General features: G+C 72.1%; 12 protein-coding genes. 11 read left to right on the top strand and 1 reads right to left on the bottom strand.

All coding sequences use genetic code 11. The annotated features are described in order from the left end of the window. Positions 1–34 precede the first annotated feature (34 nt). Positions 35–1,495: a sulfatase family protein gene (locus WN71_RS20480; RefSeq protein WP_046581977.1), complete on the bottom strand. Its 1,461-nt coding sequence runs from the start codon at positions 1,493–1,495 to the stop codon at positions 35–37. 265 nt (positions 1,496–1,760) lie between these two features. Between WN71_RS20480 and WN71_RS20475 the strand changes: the two genes are divergently transcribed. The 11 genes from WN71_RS20475 (at position 1,761) to WN71_RS20425 (ending at position 14,440) form a co-directional block, all read left to right on the top strand. Next, complete coding sequence (locus tag WN71_RS20475; protein ID WP_167382940.1) at positions 1,761–3,116, top strand: ABC transporter substrate-binding protein; 1,356 nt, start codon at positions 1,761–1,763, stop codon at positions 3,114–3,116. After that, complete coding sequence (locus tag WN71_RS20470) at positions 3,113–4,087, top strand: carbohydrate ABC transporter permease (protein ID WP_206300108.1); 975 nt, start codon at positions 3,113–3,115, stop codon at positions 4,085–4,087. The genes WN71_RS20475 and WN71_RS20470 overlap by 4 nt, the downstream gene beginning before the upstream one ends. A 29-nt stretch (positions 4,088–4,116) precedes the next feature. After that, on the top strand, positions 4,117–5,010 hold the full coding sequence (locus tag WN71_RS20465) for a carbohydrate ABC transporter permease (protein ID WP_046581975.1): 894 nt from the start codon (positions 4,117–4,119) through the stop codon (positions 5,008–5,010). A gap of 29 nt (positions 5,011–5,039) precedes the next feature. Beyond that, positions 5,040–6,146 carry a LacI family DNA-binding transcriptional regulator gene (locus WN71_RS20460; protein WP_052742884.1) on the top strand — a complete coding sequence of 369 codons (1,107 nt, stop codon included), beginning with the start codon at positions 5,040–5,042 and terminating at the stop codon, positions 6,144–6,146. Positions 6,147–6,151: 5 nt separating this feature from the next. After that, positions 6,152–7,159, top strand: coding sequence for a Gfo/Idh/MocA family protein (locus tag WN71_RS20455; RefSeq protein WP_046582234.1), 1,008 nt, complete (start codon positions 6,152–6,154; stop codon positions 7,157–7,159). Beyond that, complete coding sequence (locus WN71_RS20450; RefSeq protein ID WP_046581971.1) at positions 7,152–7,949, top strand: sugar phosphate isomerase/epimerase family protein; 798 nt, start codon at positions 7,152–7,154, stop codon at positions 7,947–7,949. The genes WN71_RS20455 and WN71_RS20450 overlap by 8 nt, the downstream gene beginning before the upstream one ends. Before the next feature lie 122 nt (positions 7,950–8,071). Beyond that, a complete protein-coding gene (locus WN71_RS20445; RefSeq protein WP_046581970.1) occupies positions 8,072–8,950 on the top strand; it encodes an SIS domain-containing protein in 879 nt (292 codons plus the stop codon). A gap of 19 nt (positions 8,951–8,969) precedes the next feature. Then, entirely contained in the window at positions 8,970–10,100 is a 1,131-nt protein-coding gene (locus WN71_RS20440; RefSeq protein WP_063777664.1) for an ROK family protein, read from the top strand. Then, complete coding sequence (locus WN71_RS43355) at positions 10,097–10,438, top strand: hypothetical protein (protein WP_046581969.1); 342 nt, start codon at positions 10,097–10,099, stop codon at positions 10,436–10,438. Before WN71_RS20440 ends, WN71_RS43355 begins: the two co-directional genes overlap by 4 nt. A gap of 152 nt (positions 10,439–10,590) precedes the next feature. Then, the gene (locus tag WN71_RS20430; RefSeq protein WP_046581968.1) at positions 10,591–11,445 is read left to right on the top strand and encodes a class II fructose-bisphosphate aldolase; all 855 of its coding nucleotides are present in this window, start codon (positions 10,591–10,593) and stop codon (positions 11,443–11,445) included. Between the two features lie 97 nt (positions 11,446–11,542). Then, positions 11,543–14,440 carry a polysaccharide lyase family 8 super-sandwich domain-containing protein gene (locus WN71_RS20425; protein ID WP_046581967.1) on the top strand — a complete coding sequence of 966 codons (2,898 nt, stop codon included), beginning with the start codon at positions 11,543–11,545 and terminating at the stop codon, positions 14,438–14,440. The last annotated feature ends 466 nt before the right edge of the window (positions 14,441–14,906 follow it).

Genomic DNA, 14,906 nt, shown 5'->3' with positions numbered 1-14,906 from the left:
GGTGCCTCGTCCGCCTCAAGTTGGTAGCGGCAGGTCACGTAGTTGTTGTCGGGGGGTGGGATAGGCACGCAGAATCACGCCGGCCTGGTTCGAAGGCCGTCGCGAGTGTCCCCGGGGTGACCGGTGTGCGCTGGCCGTTGCCGGAGACGGGAAGACGGGCGCCGTCCAGGGCCGGGTCGACGTAGGCGGCGAACCATTCGTCCAGCCGGGCGGCCAGGTCGGTGCGGGTCGCCTCATGGGCCGGGATGTCGGCGAGGTTGCGCTCCTCGCCGGGATCGGCGGTGAGGTCGTAGAGCTCGTGAGGGCCGTGAGGGTAGCGGTGTACGTACTTCCAGTCCCGGGTGCGGATCATGCGGACGGGGCCGTGCTCGTCGTAGACGACGACTCGGTCGTGGCCGTGGGCGTCGTCGGTGTCCGTGAGGAGTCCCGCGAAGGAGCGGCCGGGCAGCCCGGGGGTGGCGGGGTGGTCCAGGCCGAGGTACTCGACCAGGGTGGGCAGGACGTCGTACTGGGACAGCAGGGCGTCGTGGACGCGTCCGCCGGGGGTGCGGCCGGGCTGGGCCGCGATGAAGGGCACCAGCACCGAACTGTCGTACATGTTCTGCGGGAAGGTGCCGTTGCCCTTGCCCCAGATGCCGTGGTGGCCGGCGTTGAACCCGTTGTCGCTGGTGAAGATCACGAGAGTGGAGCCGGTGAGCCCCAGTGCGTCCAGGCGGTCCAGTACGCGGCCGATCGCGGCGTCCATCGCGGTGGTCGCCGCGAAATAGCCGATGAGGGCCTGGCGGGTGTCGCTCTCGCCGCCGACCGGGGCGCCGTTCTCGTCGAGGGGCTGCCAGGGGTGCGGTGGGCCCTGGGGGCAGGTCTCGAAGGCGCAGTCCTCGTACAAGTCGGTGTAGAGGCTGGGGTGTTGGCCCTTCCAGGGCTTGTGCGGTGCGGTGAAGTGGAGCGAGAGGTGGAAGGGTTCGGGGCGCTGGGACTCGGCGGCCAGGAAGCGTTCGGCGTCCGCCGCGAGGGCGTCGGTGAGGTAGTCGGGTTCCGCGGTGCGGACCCCGTCGCGGTACATCGGTGCCCCGCGGTAGGGTCCGCCGCCGCTCTCGTGGGCGTACCAGTGCACGAAGCCCTTGCGGGGGCGGTCGTTGGCGCCCAGGTGCCACTTGCCGCTCAGGCCGAGCCGGTAGCCCGCGTCGGCGAGCAGGTCGGTGAACAGGGTCCGCTCGGCCAGGAAGTCGACGCCCGTACGGCCCGCATGGTGGTAGGAGAGCCAGTCGTGGACGCCGTGCTGGGAGGGCAGTTGGCCGGTGAACAGCGAGGCGCGGGCCGGTGAGCAGACGGGCGAGGTGCAGAAGAAACGGCTGAGCAGCACGCCGCTCGCTGCCAGGGCGTCCAGCCGGGGGGTGCGGATCTCGTGGTTGCCGGCACAGCCCAGGGCCCAGGGGCCCTGGTCGTCGGAGAGGATCAACAGCACGTTGGGACGGTCGGGATCGCGGCTTGCCATGGGTCTCCCGGGGCCTGGTGGGTCGAATGGCCCACATCGTCGGTGGCGGAGCCGTGGCGAGTCAATCGCCCTCAGGGCATGAATCACCTATGACTTTTTCGAGGCAGTGGCCCCTGGTGCGTCGCAGTGTGGCGCGGGATGGGTGTACGGGTAAGTCATTCGTAATTCATTACGTCAGGGGCCTGTTGTTCAGCCGATGAATCAGAGGCAATCATGTGGCCACGCCTTCCCCCGACCAGGTCTTCGCCTCCCGAGGAGCGCAGGTATGTCCGCTGCCAGACAGTTCACGACCGCCACAGAGCCCAGTCGTCTCCCCTCCCGTCGCGCCGTACTCGGCGCGATGTTCGCCGCGGCGGCCGGGCTCACCGCCGCCGGCTGCGGGTCGACGGCGACGTCCACCGGAGACGGCTCCTCCGCGTTCACCTACTGGTCGATGTGGAAGCAGAACGAACCCCAGGCCAAGGTGATCCAGGCGGCGATCACGCAGTTCACCAAGGACACCGGGATCAAGGTCAGCATCCAGTGGAAGGGCCGCCAGGTCGTCCAGCAGCTGGCACCCACCCTCAACACCGCGAACGTCCCCGCCGACCTCGTCGACTCCTCCGACCGCTTCGCCTACGCCCAGCTCCAGGCCACCGGCCAGGCCCTCGACCTCACACCCGTCCTGGACCTGTCGATCCCGGGGGAGACGGGCAACACGGTCGGCGGGGTCGTCCCCGCGAAGTACCGCGACCTGTCCACGACCGACGGCACGCTGTGGCAGATCCCCTACGAGGTCATCACCACGCAGCTCTGGTACGACGGTCACGCCCTGCCCGATGTCGCCGCCGAACCACCCGCCACCTGGGCCGAGTTCACCGAGCTGCTCGCCCGGCGTCGGGCCGAGCGCGGCGACGGACCCCTCGCCCTCGACGGTGACATCCCCGACTACGCCGCCTACTGGACGTACTACGCCGTCCTGCGCGGCCTCGGCCCCGGCGCCTTCGGCAAGGCCGCGACGGACAAGAGCGGCGCGCGGCTCAAGGCGGACGGCTTCGTCGACGCGCTGCGCCATGTCGAGAAGCTGGTCTCCGGCGGCGACTTCACCAAGGGCTACGACGGCTCCAAGTGGCCCGCGATCCAGCAGAAGTGGGCCAAGGGCAAGTCGGACTTCCTGCTGCTGGGCACCTTCGCGCCCAGCGAGACCGCGGAGTTCGCCACCTCCGGCTTCACCTACCGCTCGATGCCCTTCCCGGCCTTCACCGAGGGCGGGGACAGCTCCCAGGACATCTCCCTGATCGGCTTCTCCATCCCGAAGAAGGCCAAGAACACCGCCGCCGCACAGAAGTTCATCGCCTACTTCCTGGCCAAGAAGCATCTCCAGGGCATCGCCACCCAAGCCAAGAACATCACCCCCCGCGCGGACATCGACGCCCCCGCCGAACTCGCCGACGCCCAGAAGGCGCTCACCGAGGGCACGGTCGTCAAGACCCTGGACGGGGTCAAGGAGACCGCCGCCGAGTGGTACACCAAGGTCTTCCTGCCGCTGAACACCAAGTTCATCACCGGCCACCTGACCGCGAAGTCCTTCGCCGACAAACTGGCGCACGACTCCGCCGCCTACTGGAAGACGGCCTCGTGACGGCCACGGACACCCTCCACCGCGCCGGCGCACACGAGGACACCCCCCGGCGCCGCACCGCCACCGGGCGGCGGGTGTCCCGGCCCAGCCCGCTCGCCGCCCGCCGCCGCAAGCTGTTCTGGCCGATGCTGCTGCCGGCCGTCCTGGTGTACGTCGTCTTCTTCGCCGGCCCGTCGCTGTTCACCCTCTGGCTCAGCCTCAACCAGTGGGCCGGGGCCGGACCCATGACCTTCACCGGCCTGGACAACTACCAACGGCTGTTCCAGGACCCGACGTTCAGGCACTCCTTCGCCAACACCCTCTGGATCATCCTGGGCGCGGGCGGGCTGACCTTCCTGTGCTCCTTCGCGCTGACCATGGTGCTGCGCGACATGAAGGGCCGTAAGGCGGCCCGGTCCATCCTCTTCTTCCCCAACATCGTGCCCAGCGTGGTCATCGCGATCCTGTGGGGCTTCCTCTTCCAGCACGACGGGCTCGTCGACTCCCTCGCGAGGGCCGCCGGGCTCCCGTCGGTCAACTGGCTCGGCCAGGAGAACCTGTTCAAGGTCATCCTGATCGGCCTCGTGTGGACCTCCACCGGCTTCTACACCACCATCCTGATGGCCGCCGTCGACCAGATACCGCCCGAGCTGTACGAGGACTGCGAACTCGCCGGCGCGAACGCCCTGCAGAAGTTCCGCCACGTCACCCTGCCACTGATGTGGGAGGTGGTCGGGGTGTGCGCCGTGCTGTGGACCATCTCCGCGGTGAAGGTCTTCGAGTTCGTCTACGCCTTCGCCGGCGCCGCCGGGCAGATGCCCGACACCGGTGTGTGGAACACCGCCCTCTACACCTACGGCGAGGCGTTCGCCTCCGGCGGCGTGCCCCGGTACGGGTCCGCAGCGGCGAGCGCCGTGGTCATGCTCGCCCTCGTCGGGGTCCTCGTCGTCCTCATCCGCCGCTTCATGCGCCGCGACGCGGTGCAGTACTGAGCGGTCCCCTGTCACGGAGGTCAGCCCCGATGGCTGTCGTCAGTCCCGGCCGCCCGCCCGGCCCTCTCACCCGCCCGCCCGGCCCCCTCGCCCGCCGGCTCACCGCCGCCCGGATCGTCGGCGTCCCGCTGGTCTGGCTGTTCGCCGCCTTCAACGTCTTCACCGGAGTGTGGCTGCTGCTGTCGTCGCTGAAGAGCGGCGACGAGATCTTCAGCTCACCCTGGCGGCTGCCGACCACCCCCAACTGGGGGAACTACGCACGGGCCTGGACCGACGGGCTGTTCGGCCAGGCCGCCGTCAACACGGTCGTCGTGGTGGGCGGAACCGCCCTCGCCACCCTGCTGCTGGCCGCCCCGGCCGCCTACGTCCTCAGCCGCATCACCACACGGTTCAACTCCTCACTCACTCTGTTCTTCGCCCTCGGACTCGGCATCCCCGCCCAGGTGGTGATGCTGCCGCTGTTCGTCGTCATGAACCAACTCCGCCTGGTGAACAGCCTGTTCGGACTGATCATCGTCTACGTGGCCACCTCGCTGCCGTTCGCGGTGTTCTTCCTCACCGGCTTCTTCGCCACCCTCCCCGTGGAACTGGAGGAGGCCGCGGCGCTGGACGGGGCCACACCACTGCGCACCTTCTGGCAGATCATGCTGCCGATGGCGCGGGGCGGGCTCGTCACCGTCCTGATCCTCAACATCATCCAGCACTGGGGAGAGACGGTCTTCGCCCTGGTCTTCATCCAGACCACCGACCACCAGACCCTCTCCCTCGCCCTGCTCGGCTTCCTCCAGCAGATGCAGTACAACGGCGCCGACTGGGGAGGGCTGTTCGCCGGTGTGGCTCTCGTCATCCTGCCCGTCCTCGCCTGCTATGTGTGGCTGGGTCGTCGGATCATCGAGGGAATGACCGTCGGCTCGGTCAAGTGAGCACAGCCGCAAGGAGAACGGGGACCGTCGTGACCGGAGTTCGTGACCTGAAGTTCCGTCAACTCGCCGCAGAGATACGCAAGCAGGTGCTGCAAGGGATATGGCCGGCGGGCAGCAGACTGCCCACCGAGAAGGAACTCGCCGACAGCAGCGGCACCTCGGTGAGCACGGTGCGCCGCGCCGTCGACGAACTCGTCGCCGAAGGACTCGTCGTCCGCAGACAGGGCTCGGGCACCTTCGTCGCACCGCCGAGCACGCCGGGACCCGTCCGGGCCCTGGTCGGCGTCAGCGTCCCCGACACGGCCTTTTACTACCCGAAGGTCCTCCAGGGCATCGAGGAGACCCTCTCCGCCGCCGGCGCCCGGCTGCTCTTCGCCTGTTCCGGCTACGACCAGCAGCGGGAGGCCAAGGACCTGCGCGACATGCTGGACGCCGGGGTGGACGGCCTGCTCGTCGTCCCCACCCTCGACGGACCCGAACCGGCACGGGAGTACCTCGCACGGCTGGCGGCGCTGCCGGTGCCGACCGTGCTGGTCGAACGGCGCCACGCCTCACTCGGGGACACCAACGAATACGTGTGCACCCACCATGAAGCCGGCGCCTACGACGCCGTCCGCCACCTCGCCGCGCTCGGGCACCGGGTGATCGGCCTCGTCCTGCGCCACCCGAGCCCCACCTCCGGCCCCGTGGCCGAGGGCTTCCACCAAGCGATCGACGAACGGGGCCTGGCCACGGTCGAGTTCCGCGCCGCCCGCGAGGAATGGAGCCCGGCGGCCGCCGACCGGTGCCTGGCCGCACTGCGCGACGCCGGGGCGAGAGCAGCCGTCTGCTTCGGCGACCGGCAGGCCGCGCTCCTGCTCGGCGCGGCCCGCCGGGCCGGGCTCACCGTCCCCGGCGACCTCGCCCTGGTCGCCTACGACGACGAGATCGCCGACGTCGCCGACGTTCCCCTCACCGCGGTCGCACCCCCCAAACGGCACCTGGGCAAGACCGCGGCCGAAACCCTGCTGCACCGCCTCGACGACCCCGAACTGCCGCGCAGCCGGATCCTGTTGCGCCCCACCATCATCGTCCGCCAGTCCTGCGGAGCCGCGCGGGATGCCGGCTCCACGCACTCCGAGGAGAACACCACGTGACCGACATGAGGCTCGGCCTGATCGGCGCGGGCGCCGTGGGCGTGCTGCACGCCGACGCCGCCGCCGGCACCCCCGGCGTGCGGGTGAGCGCCGTCTGCGACATCGTCGCCGAGACCGCGCGCCGCGTCGCCGGGCCGCTCAACGCGGCGGTCTTCACCGACCACCGCGACCTCATCGCCTCCGGGCTGGTGGACGCCGTCGTGGTCAACACCCCGCACGCCCTGCACACCGACATCGTCACCACGGCCGCCGCGGCCGGTCTGCACGTACTGGTCGAGAAGCCGATGGCCACCCGCTCCGAGGACTGCGCCCGCATGGAGAAGGCCTGCGCCGACGCGGGCGTCGTCCTTTTCGTGGGCCACATCCAGCACTTCCTGCCGCCCATGGCCGCCGCCCGGGCCGCCCTCGACACGGGCGCCGTCGGCGCCGTACTGGCCGTGCACGACTGGCGCAGCACCGACTACGGCCCCGGCAGCCGGCCCGCCTGGTTCTTCGACCCCGCCCTCTCCGGCGGCGGGGTGTTCATCAACATCGGCACCCACTGCGTGGACCGGCTGCTGTGGCTCACCGGACAGCGCCCGCTGGCGGTGGCGGCCAAAGCCGTCCACCGGGGAGACCTGCCGGTGGAGACCGACGTACTGGCCCGCCTCGAACTGGACGGCGGAACCGTCGGGCACATCACGGTCACCAGCACCCGGCTGCCCGCCCGGGACGAACTCACCGTCATCGGCGAACGGGGCACGATCCGTGTCGCACGCGGCACCGGCGCGGTGCTCCACCCCGACGACGGCACCGCCCCCGTGGTCCTGGCCGACGAGTCGGCCGACGACGTGCCCACCGCCTTCCGCGACCAACTGGCCGCGTTCGCCTCCGCGGTGCGCGGCGAAGCGCCGCCCGCGATCCCGGCCGCCTACGGGCGAGGCGTCATCGAGGCCGTGGAATCCGTCTACGCCGCCTGCGCCACCGGCGAGCGGGTCGTCGTCCCGCTCACAGCGGAGGCATCCGTTGGCTGATCCGCCCGCCGCACCGCGCTGGGAGCGCGCGTTCAGCACCCTCGGCTGCCCCGAAGCCGACGTCCACGAAGTCGCCCGGCTCGCCCGGACCCACGGCTGCACCGGCGTCGAACTGCGCTGCGCACCACCCGAGGGACTGCTCACCCCGCACTCCCCACCCGCCGAACGGGCCACGGTCAAGGCCCACTTGGCCTCGGCCGGCGTACGCGCCCTGTGGCTGGCCTCCTACGTACGGGTCGCGGACGACACCATCGAGGACGCCGAATGCCTGGCCCGGCTGGACGCCCTGCTGCACCTTGCCGCCGACATCGGAGCCCTGGGCGTGCGGGTGTTCCCCGGCGCGCCCCGGCCCGGGGCGGCGGCGGACGAGCGTGCGGCGCGCCGACTGCGCGCGGCGGCGGACCGGGCCGCCGAGGCCGGCACCTGCCTGCTCCTTGAGACCCACGACTCCCACCCCCGCGCCACGGACGTGGCCCGCGTCCTCGACGCCGTCGGCCACCCGGCCGTGGGCGCGGTCTGGGACGTGCTGCACACCTGGCGCGCGGGGGAGAGCCCCGAGGAGTCCGCCGGCACGCTGGCGCCCTGGCTGCACCACGTCCAGATCAAGGACGTCGCCTCCCGCGGCGACCTCCGTCCGCGGCTCCCGGGGACCGGCGCGGTGCCCCTGACCGCGCTGCCCGCCGCCCTCACCGCCGTGGGCTACCGCGGCTGGCTCTGCCTGGAGTGGGAGAAGCGGTGGTTCCCCGAGGCCCCCGCCCTGTCCGAGGCGCTCCGGTACGCCGCCCTGTGAGTCCCCCCGTGGACCGCCACCACCGCCGTCCGCAAGACCTAGCCGTCCGCAAGACCTAGCCGCACGCAAGACCAAGTTGCGCGCGAGATCAAGCCGCACGCGAGACAAGAAGAGGAACGCCCGTGTCGTTCACCCAGGAAGAGATCACCACCCAGCCGGAGTGCTGGCTGCGCGCGGCTGAGGTCGCCGAAAGCGCCGGCGCGGCGCTCCCGTCACCGGGCGAGGAGGTCGCCGTGGTCGGCTGCGGAACCTCCTGGTTCATGGCCCGGTCCTACGCGGCGCTGCGCGAGTCGGCCGGTCACGGCCGCACCGACGCCTTCGCCGCCTCGCAGTTCCCCACCGGGCGCCGCTACGACCGCATCGTCGCCCTCACCCGCTCGGGCACCACCACCGAGGTCATCGACCTGCTCACAGCCGTACAAGGGGCAGCCGCCACCACCGTGATCACCGCCGACGCGGGCACCCCGGCCGGACGTGCGGGCGACCACGCGCTGAGCCTGCCCTTCGCCGACGAACGCTCCGTGGTGCAGACCCGGTTCGCCACCACGGCCCTGGCCCTGCTCCGCGCCCACCTGGGCGAGGATCTCGCGCCCGTCGCGGAGGACGCCCGCCGGGCCCTGGCCGAGCCCCTCGACCCACGGCTGGCCGCGGCGCAGCAGTTCACCTTCCTCGGCACCGGCTGGACCGCCGGACTGGCCGACGAGGCCGCGCTGAAGATGCGGGAGGCGGCCGGCGCCTGGACGGAGAGCTACCCGTCGATGGAGTACCGGCACGGCCCCATCAGCATCGCCGCACCCGGCCGGGTCGTGTGGGTCCTGGGCCCGGCACCGGCGGGACTGCCCGAGGACATCGCCCGCACGGGCGCGCTCCTGGCCGGCTCGCAGCGCGATCCGCTGGCCGAACTCGTCCTCGCCCAACGCGTGGCCGTGGCCCGCGCCGAGGCCGCCGGACTGGACCCGGACCGGCCCCGCAACCTCACCCGCTCCGTCGTGCTCGCCTGACCGGAAGGAACCGCACTCCATGAGCGGCAGCGGCCCTGTCCCCGGCCACGTGGTCGCCGTCGACCTCGGCGGCACCGACATCAAGGCCGCGCTGGTGGCGAGCGACGGCACCGTGACCCGTACCGAACGCAGGGCGACCCGCCGGGAGCGGGGAGCGCAGGCCGTCGTCGACACCGTCGCCGACACGGCCGCCGCCCTCGCCGCCGAGAGCCGGGCCCGCACCGGCCGCGATCCGCTCGCCGTCGGCGTGGCCGTACCCGGCCTCGTCGACACCGCACGCGGGGTGGCCCGCTACTCGGCCAACCTCGGCTGGCGCGATCTGCCGCTGCGCACCCTCCTCACCCGGCGGCTCGGCCTTCCCGTCGCCCTCGGCCACGACGTGCGGGCCGGCGCGCTGGCCGAGGGACGGCTGGGTGCGGCCCGGGGCCGGCGGGAGTTTCTCTTCGTCGCCCTCGGCACCGGGATAGCCGCCGCGCATCTGCGCGACGGCCACGTACTGGACGGCAGCCGCGAAAGCGCCGGCGAACTCGGCCATCTGACGGTCCGGCGCGGCGGCCCGCGCTGCGGCTGCGGGCGGCGCGGCTGCCTCGAAACCCTGGCCTCGGCGTCCGCCGTCGCCCGCCGGTACGCCCGGGCGACGGGCGTGGACACCTCGGCGGAACGGAACACCGTCACGGCCGAGGAGGTCTGCGCGCGGGCGGGCACCGGCGAACCGGCGGCGCGAGCGATCTGGGACAGCGCCGTGGCCTCGCTGGCCGACGGCCTCGCCGCCTACACGGTGCACTGCGACCCGGGAACGATCGTGATCGGCGGGGGACTGGCCCGTGCCGGGACCGCTCTCATGGATCCGCTGCGCTCCGCGCTCGCGGCCCGCCTCGCCTTCCACCGGCCTCCCGAACTCGTGACCGCGGAACTCGGAGCCCAGGCCGGCTGCCGCGGCGCGGCGCTCCTCGCGCTCGACCTGACGCGGGACGGCGGACGGTCCGACGGCGGACGGTCCGTCGGCGAATGGGCTGACGGTGAACGGGCCGTCGGCGAACGGGCTGATGGTGAACGGGCTGACGGCGAGCCGGTCGAAGGCGAACGCGCCGACAGCGAGCGGGCCGACGGCCGGACCGGCCGTGGCACATCCGTGGAGGCCGGACTGTGATCACCACTGTCACACGCAGCGCGTCGAGCGATGTGACCTACACGGTGGCCCCCTTCCGCAGCGGCGGCAGCCGCCACCGCCTCGCCGCCGTCCAAGGCGGGGCGGGCGGCAAAGGGACCAACGTCCCGACGGGAGCAGGGGACGCGGCGGTCGCGGCGCCGGGCGTCGGCCCGGCGGCGAACACACCGTGGCCGGAGCGGATTCGCCGGGCCGTGGCCCTGCCGGCGGCAGCGGTGAAGGCCCCGCCGGCCGGTGACTTCGACGACTGCCCCCACCCGGACCCGCTGCCGGGACGGACCATCACGCCCGACCGGCGAGGAGTCCGGCCCGGCCCGTAGCTGCCCGGCAAACACCGAACCCGCACCACGACATCCGGGCGACGACACCCGCACCACGACACCCGCACCACGACGCCCTCACCCGAGCCCACACACCGATCGGCCGGCCGTGCCTGCCACGGCCCGCCCCGCCGCAGAAGGAGAACCCGCCCATGCCCCTCGTGGGAACCGGCCCGCTCGCCGACACGGCCGCCGCCGAACGCCGCGGCCTCGGCGCCTTCAACGTCGTCGACCTCGACCACATCACCGCGATCGTCACCGCCGCGGAACGGGCCGAGACCCCCGTCGTCCTGCAGATCAGCGAGAACACCGTCCGCTACCACGGCGCTCTTCGCCCGCTGGCGACCGCCGCCCTCAGCGCCGCCGAGGCCGCCGGGGTCGAGGTGTCCGTGCATCTGGACCATGCGACCTCGCCCGCCCTGGTCGAGGAGGCCGTCGCGATGGGGGTGCCGTCCGTGATGTACGACGCCTCGGCGCTGCCCTACGCGGAGAACGTCGCCGCAACCGCCGCGCTCGTGGAACGCTGTCACCGGCACGGGGTGTGGGTGGAGGCCGAACTCGGGGAGATCGGCGGCAAGGACGGCGTACACGCGCCCGGCGCGCGCACCGACCCGGCCGAGGCGGCGGCGTTCGTCGCCGCGACCGGGGTCGACGCCCTCGCGGTCGCCGTCGGCACGTCCCACGCGATGCTCACCCGCGATGTGGTCCTCGACTTCGTGCTCATCCGTGAGCTGTGCGCCACCGTGCCCGTGCCCCTGGTCCTGCACGGTTCCTCCGGCGTCGGTGACGCCGATCTCGCCGAGGCGGTGGCCTGCGGAATGACGAAGATCAACATTTCCACCCACCTCAACGCGCTCTTCACCCGGGCCGTACGGGCCGAACTGGAGACAGGCGCGCCCTCCGTGGACCCGCGCCGCTACCTGGGGGCGGGACGGACGGCCGTCACCGCCGAGACGGCCCGACTGCTCCGGCTCCTGGGCGAGACCCCGGTGTCGGCCCGGCGCTGACGCGACCGCCCTTCCTTCCTTCCTTCCTTCCTTCGTCCAGCCAGCGCTCAGTGCCCCGGAACGTCCCTGGAAACCCGTCTCACACCGGAGGAACACCGTGCACGACACCCGAGTCCCGCATCTCGGCCGCCGCAGCTTCCTGACCGCGGCCGGGATCGTTCTGAGCGGTCTGACGGGCGCCGTCCAACTCGGCCCGGGCGCCGTGCCCGCCCGTGCCGACGACGCCTACGCCACCCTGCGTTCCGGCTGGTCGGACATCCTCACCGGCGGCCCGATCGACCCCTCCGACGACACCTACGCCACCGCCCTGACCGGCCTCTCCACCACCGCCACCGACCTGTGGAACTCCCTGTCCGCCGACGCCTCGGCCCCTTCCCTGTGGCCGGGACTGACCCTCACCACCCCCGCCGACATGACGACCAGCTTCAAGCAGCTGGCCACCATGGCCACGGCGTACGCCACAGCCGGTACCCGCGCCACCGACGGCAGCGGGCGCACCCTGTACGGCGACGCCGCCCTCGGCGCGGCGATCGTCTCCGGCCTCGACTTCCTGCACACGCAGGTGTACAACGCCGACACCGCCGAGTCCGGCAACTGGTGGGAGTGGGAGGTCGGTTCACCCGTCGCCCTGACGAACACGGCCGTCCTGGTGTACCCCCTGCTGTCGTCGGCCCAACTCGCCGACTACCTCGCCGCGGTCGACCACTTCGTCCCCGACCCGACCCTCAACAAGTACGGCACCTCCCGCTCGACGTCCACCGGCGCCAACCGCGTCGACCTGTGCCAGGTCGTCGCCGTGCGAGGCATCCTCGGCGCATCCGGCGAACGCCTCGCCACCGCCGTCTCCGCCCTCTCCGACGTCTTCCCGTACGTCACCTCCGGCGACGGCCTGTACGCCGACGGCTCGTTCGTCCAGCACACCTACATCCCCTACACCGGCACCTACGGCATGGTCCTGCTGCGCGGCCTCGCCGCCCTCTTCCAACTCCTCGACGGTTCGCAGTGGGAGATCACCGACGCGTCGGCCGCCAACGTGCACACATCCGTCGACAGTGCCTTCCGGCCGTGGATGTGGAACGGCCTGTGCATGGACGCCGTACGCGGCCGAGCGATCAGCCGTGTCGCCGAAACCGACTTCTACGACGGCAATCTCGTCATCCAGTCGGTGCTGCGCGCCGCCGAGTCCGCCCCCACCACCCAGGCCGGCCAGTTCAGAAGCCTGGCGAAGGGCTGGATCAGCCGCGGCGAGGCGTACGCGCCCTTCGCGAGCACCGCGACGATCGCCGGGATCGCCCTGGCCGAGCCCGTTCTCGACGACTCGTCCATCGTCCCGGCCGAGGAGGCCACCGGGCACATCCAGTTCCCGGCCATGGACCGCGCCGTGCACCGCGGCGACGGCTGGGCCTACGCCCTCGCCCTGTCCTCGGCCCGCGTCGCCCGCTACGAGTCGAGCAACGGCGAGAACCTGCACGGCTGGCACACCGGCGACGGCATGGGCTACCTCTACCTCGCCTCCGACCCGGGCCACTACACCGACGCCTACTGGCCCACCATCGACCCGTACCGGCTGCCCGGCACCACCGTCGACACCCTCACGCTCGCCGACGCGGCCGGAACCGGTACCCGCTCCGCCGCCACCTGGGTGGGCGGAGCGAGCCTGTCCGACGGACACGGCTGCATGGGCATGGACTTCCGGCAGTACGGCTCCACGCTGACCGCCAAGAAGTCCTGGTTCTTCCTGGCCGACTCCGTCGTCTGCCTCGGCGCCGGCATCAGCGGGGGAAGCGCGGCGGAGGTCGTCACCACCGTGGAGAACCGCAACCTCCACGAGGACGGCGGCAACACTCTCACCGTGGACGGCACCGCCCAGCCGGCCACCGCCGGCTGGGCGAGCACGCTCGACGTGACCTCCTGGGCCCATCTGGAGGACGTCGGCGGCTACCTGTTTCCGGGCGGAGCCACCGTGCAGGCGGCCCGTACGACCCGCACCGGCGCGTGGAGCGACATCAACACCCTGTCCAGTACCACCGACACACTCACCCGGCAGTACGTCTCCCTGTGCCTGTCGCACGGCACCGCACCCTCGTCGGCCTCGTACGCCTACATCCTGCTCCCCGGCCTCGGTCAGGCGGAGACGGCGGCCCGCGCCGCCGCACCCACCACGACCGTGCTGTCCAACACCGCCTCGGTCCAGGCGGTCCGGGACAGCGCGAGCGGTGTGATCGCGGCGAACTTCTTCGCCGCGGGGTCCGCCGGTGGCATCACCGTCTCGGCACCCTGCTCCGTCATCACCCGGCAGACCGACGGCCGGCTCACGATCGCGGTCTCGGACCCCTCCCGTACGGCCTCCACCGTCACCGTCCAACTCGTGCTGGGCGGAACCCTGGTGAGCGCCGACGACACGGTCACCGTCACCGGCTCGACACCGAACCTGACCCTGCTCGTCGACCTGTCCGGCGCGGCCGGCGCCAGCCGCGCCGCCACCTTCACCATCACCTCGGCCACGCTGACCCCGGTCGCGGACGCATACGTCCGGGACGGCTCCTATGCGGCGACCGGCTACGGCAGTGGCACCACCCTGGTCGTCAAGAACGCGACCGGGAGCGGCTACACCCGGCAGTCGTACCTGACCTTCGACACCTCGCCGGTCTTCGGCACGGCGAGCGCCGCCACCCTCTCGGCCTACGGATACGTCTCGGACAGCGGCGGCGACACCACGCCTGTCGCTGCCTACGGCGTCACCGACACGACCTGGACGGAGTCCGCCCTGACCTGGAACACGAAGCCCGCGCTGGGCGGCATCCTGTCCTCCGCCACGGCCACGACGACCAAGAGCTCGCTCCTCTTCGACGTGACCGCTCAGGTCGCCCCGGCCATGGGCGGCCGGGTGTCGCTGGCCCTGGCCGAGCAGACCGCGGGCCTCGCCGTGATCCTCAACTCCCGCGAGAACACGACGAATCCACCCACCCTGCTGCTCACTTTGACCAACACCTAGGCGACCGGAGCAGGCGTGACCCTCTCCGAGTGGTCGGCTCGGCGGAACCCTCTCCGCGAGTCGACCGCTGCTGCACCTGCCGCGCCGCCCGCACCCGGCCGCCTTCGGCCCGCAGCCGGGGCACGGCACGACGCACGACGCTTTGAACAACCGCACCTTCGGCGGATGTTGGCCGCCCGGCGTGGTCAAGCACCCTTCGTCCATGATCTCCGCTGTGCGGCGCGAGCGCTTCTGGCAGGAGGCGAGCATGCCGTATTACGGCGTCCCCTGCGCGGGTCCCGACCGCGTCGGCTGGGCGCGTCGTCTCGGCGCGCCTTCGATGGTTGCTCGAGCTGGTCGGTGCCGGATCACTGCGGGCTGCGGTCCCGCCGAGGGCGGGGACATGCGCGGTACGGTGTCGGCCTTCGCCGGGCCCGACGAGGCGAACCGTACGGGACGTCGTCGGCGCGGACCTCTTTGGTTCGGT

Origin of the sequence: Streptomyces mangrovisoli (assembly GCF_000974985.2) — a bacterium.
Lineage (GTDB): Bacteria > Actinomycetota > Actinomycetes > Streptomycetales > Streptomycetaceae > Streptomyces > Streptomyces mangrovisoli.
This window is presented reverse-complemented; position numbering and strand designations above follow the sequence as displayed.

Bases quoted from the DNA above. Each gene is read 5' to 3' on its own strand.
- WN71_RS20475 (WP_167382940.1), top strand. From the start codon at position 1,761: ATGTCCGCTGCCAGACAGTTCACGACCGCCACAGAGCCCAGTCGTCTC.
- WN71_RS20455 (WP_046582234.1), top strand. From the start codon at position 6,152: ATGAGGCTCGGCCTGATCGGCGCGGGCGCCGTGGGCGTGCTGCACGCC.
- WN71_RS20480 (WP_046581977.1), bottom strand. From the start codon at position 1,495: ATGGCAAGCCGCGATCCCGACCGTCCCAACGTGCTGTTGATCCTCTCC.
- WN71_RS20440 (WP_063777664.1), top strand. From the start codon at position 8,970: ATGAGCGGCAGCGGCCCTGTCCCCGGCCACGTGGTCGCCGTCGACCTC.
- WN71_RS20430 (WP_046581968.1), top strand. From the start codon at position 10,591: ATGCCCCTCGTGGGAACCGGCCCGCTCGCCGACACGGCCGCCGCCGAA.
- WN71_RS20465 (WP_046581975.1), top strand. From the start codon at position 4,117: ATGGCTGTCGTCAGTCCCGGCCGCCCGCCCGGCCCTCTCACCCGCCCG.